Source organism: Methanoregula sp., assembly GCF_049690535.1.
Classification (GTDB): Archaea; Halobacteriota; Methanomicrobia; order Methanomicrobiales; family Methanospirillaceae; genus Methanoregula.
Window position 1 is genome coordinate 1 of the sequence record NZ_JBAVMX010000006.1, and the last position, 4,199, is coordinate 4,199.

Consider the following 4,199-nt stretch of genomic DNA (forward strand, 5'->3'; position numbering starts at 1 on the left):
TCGCTCTTCGTGGCTGACAGGGCCTCCTTAATCCGGCCCCCGACAAGCACAATCTCGTGATCGGGAAAGAGCAGGCGAGAGTACCGGAGCCCGATACGGTCGGTCGTGAGGACAACCTTTTTTGCACCGGCGACCCGTACCTGCACCGATTCTTCCAGGTGAACGTCCCATGGTTCGACAAGCCCGGTCGACCCGAGCACCGAGATCCCGCCCTCGACCCCGACCCGGGGGTTGAGGGTCTTATGTGCGATGCGTGCACCTTCCGGAATAGAGAGCGTGACCGTGGCGCCTGAAATGCCGGTATCACTGATGGCCTCCTGCATGGATGCAAGGATACATGAAAGCGGGGCATCGCTGATCGCGGGAGCCTCTTTTTTGTATCGTGGCGTGTCCCGGGCGAAGCGCCCAATGCCGGGTCCCGGTACGAGAGTCAGTCCGTCCGGGGCAGATACTGCATCAGCCACAAATTCAATACCTGCCGTCACATCCGAAGGATAGTCTCCGGCATATTTCCTGCACGAAGCATGGCCCGCATGGGCAGTCACCGGGACACCGGCCACAAGACCGCAGGGAAGATGGATTGTTACCTGCGACACGTCATGGTCAAGCGAAAAGATCGCTGCCTTGCATGCGGCAGCAGCTGTGGTCCCGGTCGTGTACCCGCGCCGGAGGACAGTGCCCGATGCGGTAAGGATCGCAAAACCCCCTGCGACGAGATCGCGTTCCCGTGAATCCTTGACTTTTGTCACCCAGTCGTTGGGGTACAGAAAACCGGTGACCGGGTCCCTCATGACGCAGATTCCCCGATGAGAATTGTGATGCATTCGTTGATGGCGGCGACAGCGACCGGCGTGCCGCCCCGGGTCCCTTCGGTTGAAATCGAAGGGATATCAAGACTGCGGAGAACTGCCTTTGACTCTGCCGCGTTCACAAAACCTACCGGTGCGCCGATCACAACCGCAGGCCGGATGCCTTCGCGGATCATCCCGCAGACCGTGAGCAGTGCAGAGGGGGCGTTCCCGATGACGACAATGGATCCGGCCAGCTGGTCTTTGAGTGCGATAAACCCGGCAGAACTCCTCGTAATCCCTTTCTCCCGAGCGATCTCACCGCCGAAATCAAGGGCACAGAGGATTTTTGATTCGTGCCCTTTTTTCTGGATACCCACCTGCACCATCCGGATATCGGTAATGATGTGAGCACCGGCTTTGAGCGCCGCCAGTGTGGCAGGTACGGGATCGGCGTTGAACCTCAACAGGTCAGCCATCGCGAAATCGCCAACTGCAACCGAGCATCGCTGGCGGACCCGGTCCTCGGGCGTTTCGTTTCCCACAACCTTCCGTGCGAGCGTACGTGAGGTCTTTGAGATCTCATAGGCCTCGGGGGTGGTTGCGCCCGGGTCAATATACGTACTTGTGGTGGTATCCGCGTGGTGTGATGATTCCTTTGACATTGTTTCCCATCCTCCATATACGGCTCTCGCTTCCGCCGATGATAACCGTTGTATGCATATCGATCTGATCGATGACACTCTCAATTTCCCCCAGTGTCGTTATCACCGGGTCTGCCTGTCCCTCGCGCAGGGCATTTTTTATGATCGCGACCGGCACGGTGGCCGGATAATATTTCCGGGCATGTTCAATGGCAAGTGCAAAGTTGTGCGGCCTGCCGTGGCTGCGGGGGTTGTAGATCACGACCGGGATCCCGACCGAGAAGACTGCATCAAGGCGCTTTTCAATCACCTCAAGCGGCGTGAGCAGGTCCGAGAGACTGATGACCGCAAAATCCCCGGAGAGGGGAGACCCCACAAGCGAGGCACCGGCATTTGCCGCGGTCACGCCCGGGACTACCTCCACCGGGATTGTCGCACCAGAATGTTCGAGCACCTCAAGGACGATACCGGCCATGCCATACACGCCCGCATCCCCCCCGGAGACAATTGCAACCTTGTGGGACTGTGCAAGTTCGATCGCTTTTTTCGCCCGTTCGACCTCTTTACCCATCGAACTCCGGATCACCTGTTTCCCGGTAAGCAGCGGCCGGATCGGTTCGAGATAACTGTCGTTTCCGATCACGTAGTCCGCACCGGAGATCGCATCGATCGCGCGGCCGGTCATGTATTCCTTCCGTCCCGGCCCGCACCCGACAATCCAGAGACCGTTTGTCCGGCTCTCAACGGGCAATGGCAATGGTCACCTTCCCAAACACTTTCTTTTTCATAACGAGTTCCCGGTGTTTACTGACTGCAAGCGCACACGGTTCGGCGACCCCGATAAGGCCGATCTTTTTTGCCTTCGAGGGTGTGGCAGTGATCTGTGCGTTAACAGTATCATCATCAAGGAATATTAAGTTGGCAGGGATTGCGGCAATCCCGTCAATGAGACCGGTCTCGCCGCATTTTTTTGCTGTGGTCGAAAAGAGCATCACATCTGTTTGTGCAATACCCCCTTCTGCCAGCGCTGCACGAACCGCACTAGTCACTTCTTCTGCAGTCACTCCTTTACGACAGCCGATACCGACAACAAAATCCCCTTTGTGCACGAGGACTGAAACATCGGGGCCGGCAATCACGATCCCGGGGCCGGGCACGGAATATATTTTTGTGGTACCGTCAAGTATCCCGGTATTGACCGCACGGGTCGAGTCGCGGTTGACAATATCGCAGCCGGTCCGGCCGGCAACGGCTTCCACGGAATCAAGGCCGGTCGCTTCTGTTGCCGTGGAGATCACCGGGACAAGGCCGAGGCCGGCAAGTTCCTTTGCGAGCTCGTTTGCCCCGTGGTGGCCCCCGAGCAGCGGGACCGCATACGAGAAATCCGGGGTGACAACAACAACAGCCGGGTCGGTCCACTTATCGCGGATGAGCAAGGCAATGCCGCGTACCACGATCCCCATCGACATCAGCGCAACGATCCGGCGGGCCACAGGAAAAACATCGGCAAAGATTCCGGCCCGGTATTCCAGCACATCCGCATCCAGGAATTCCGCAATCCGACCGGCATCCCGGAGGAACCGGGGCAGGGCAATTACCACGGTATCTTTCATGAGTAGAGGTAGGATTTGACGTGCCCTTTCTTCACACCGCCCACGACGCCACCGATAAGAAGAAGCGCCGTGTGTTCGATCCCGGCGGCCTGTGCCTTTGCCGCGATATCAGAAACGGTGCCCCTGACGATCTTCTGGTCAGGCCACGAGGCATGGTAGACCACGGCGGCCGGAGTATCCGGGGGACATGACAATTTCCCTGTTATTTCTCCGAGTTTTTCCGTGCCAAGGAAGACGACCATGGTCGAATTGAGACGCGAGAACTCCCCGATCTGATCTTCTTTGAGGGTTTTTCCCGCCGGGCGGGTGACAATAACGGATTCCGAGACGCCCCGGAGCGTGAGCTGGGTTTTGAGTGCTGCCGCCGCCGCAAAGAGTGAGGAAACACCGGGCACAATCTCGACTGCAATATTCCGCTCTTCGAGTTTTTCGATCTGTTCGACAATGGCACCGTAGAGCGCCGGGTCGCCTGAGTGGAGCCGGACAACATTTTTTCCGACGGCTGCGTGCTGTACCATCGTGTCGACCATCTCGTCAAGGTGCATGCCCCAGCTGTCGAGTTTCAGCGCCGCACCGGATTCTGCGACCAGCACCGGGTTCACAAGAGATCCGGCATAGATCAGGACATCGGCGTCCTGTACGAGCCGGTGTCCTTTGACCGTGATCAGTTCCGGGTCACCGGGGCCGGCGCCCACGAACCAGACTTTTGCTCCCGTATCATTTGCAGGTTTTTTTACCATATCAGCGCCTCGCGTACAGCACACTCATGTAATCGCTTTTTTTGGGGATCTCGTCATTGCGGTACACTTTCATATCCGGGAAAAACATCCGCTCGACAAGGATAAACTCTTTGAATCCCTCTGCTTTGAGCCCTGCGATGATCTCCTGTGGGTGCCGTGCCTTGAGCCGGATGAGAGCTGACGGTTCTGCGCCATCGGATACGACAAAACCCCCGGCAAGCGGGACACCGGCTGCGGCCGCAAACGCGGTGATCGAACTGATCCCAGGCTCGGTCCGGCACTCGATACCGGGATAGCGTTCCGCAATGATCCCGCAGAGCCGGGAGAATGTGGAGAAAAAGTTCGGGTCGCCGAGGATCCCAAAGACGGCGAGACCTTTCTGTGCAACCGGTGCGATTTTCTCCGCGTTCGCTT

6 protein-coding genes are annotated in these 4,199 nt (G+C 58.0%); all 6 read right to left on the reverse strand.

Translation table 11 applies throughout. The annotated features are described in order from the left end of the window. Positions 1-791 (reverse strand): cobalt-precorrin-5B (C(1))-methyltransferase (locus tag WCE46_RS00370; RefSeq protein ID WP_424731720.1); only part of this gene is annotated, 791 nt, incomplete at its 3' end. Further along, positions 788-1,453, reverse strand: coding sequence for a precorrin-8X methylmutase (locus WCE46_RS00375; protein ID WP_424731721.1), 666 nt, complete (start codon positions 1,451-1,453; stop codon positions 788-790). The genes WCE46_RS00375 and WCE46_RS00370, both read right to left, overlap by 4 nt. Continuing rightward, positions 1,401-2,189 carry a precorrin-3B C(17)-methyltransferase gene (gene cobJ / locus WCE46_RS00380; protein ID WP_424731722.1) on the reverse strand — a complete coding sequence of 263 codons (789 nt, stop codon included), beginning with the start codon at positions 2,187-2,189 and terminating at the stop codon, positions 1,401-1,403. Before cobJ ends, WCE46_RS00375 begins: the two co-directional genes overlap by 53 nt. After that, positions 2,173-3,045, reverse strand: coding sequence for a cobalt-precorrin 5A hydrolase (gene cbiG / locus WCE46_RS00385; protein WP_424731723.1), 873 nt, complete (start codon positions 3,043-3,045; stop codon positions 2,173-2,175). Before cbiG ends, cobJ begins: the two co-directional genes overlap by 17 nt. After that, positions 3,042-3,785 (reverse strand): cobalt-precorrin-4/precorrin-4 C(11)-methyltransferase, encoded by a 744-nt coding sequence (locus tag WCE46_RS00390; protein WP_424731724.1) that lies wholly within the window; start codon positions 3,783-3,785, stop codon positions 3,042-3,044. The genes cbiG and WCE46_RS00390 overlap by 4 nt, the downstream gene beginning before the upstream one ends. Before the next feature lies 1 nt (position 3,786). Continuing rightward, positions 3,787-4,199 (reverse strand): cobalt-factor II C(20)-methyltransferase (locus WCE46_RS00395; RefSeq protein ID WP_424731725.1); only part of this gene is annotated, 413 nt, incomplete at its 5' end.

Excerpts from the sequence above, each read along its gene's own strand:
- WCE46_RS00390 (WP_424731724.1), bottom strand. The coding sequence starts at position 3,785 with ATGGTAAAAAAACCTGCAAATGATACGGGAGCAAAAGTCTGGTTCGTG.
- WCE46_RS00375 (WP_424731721.1), bottom strand. The coding sequence starts at position 1,453 with ATGTCAAAGGAATCATCACACCACGCGGATACCACCACAAGTACGTAT.
- cbiG (WP_424731723.1), bottom strand. The coding sequence starts at position 3,045 with ATGAAAGATACCGTGGTAATTGCCCTGCCCCGGTTCCTCCGGGATGCC.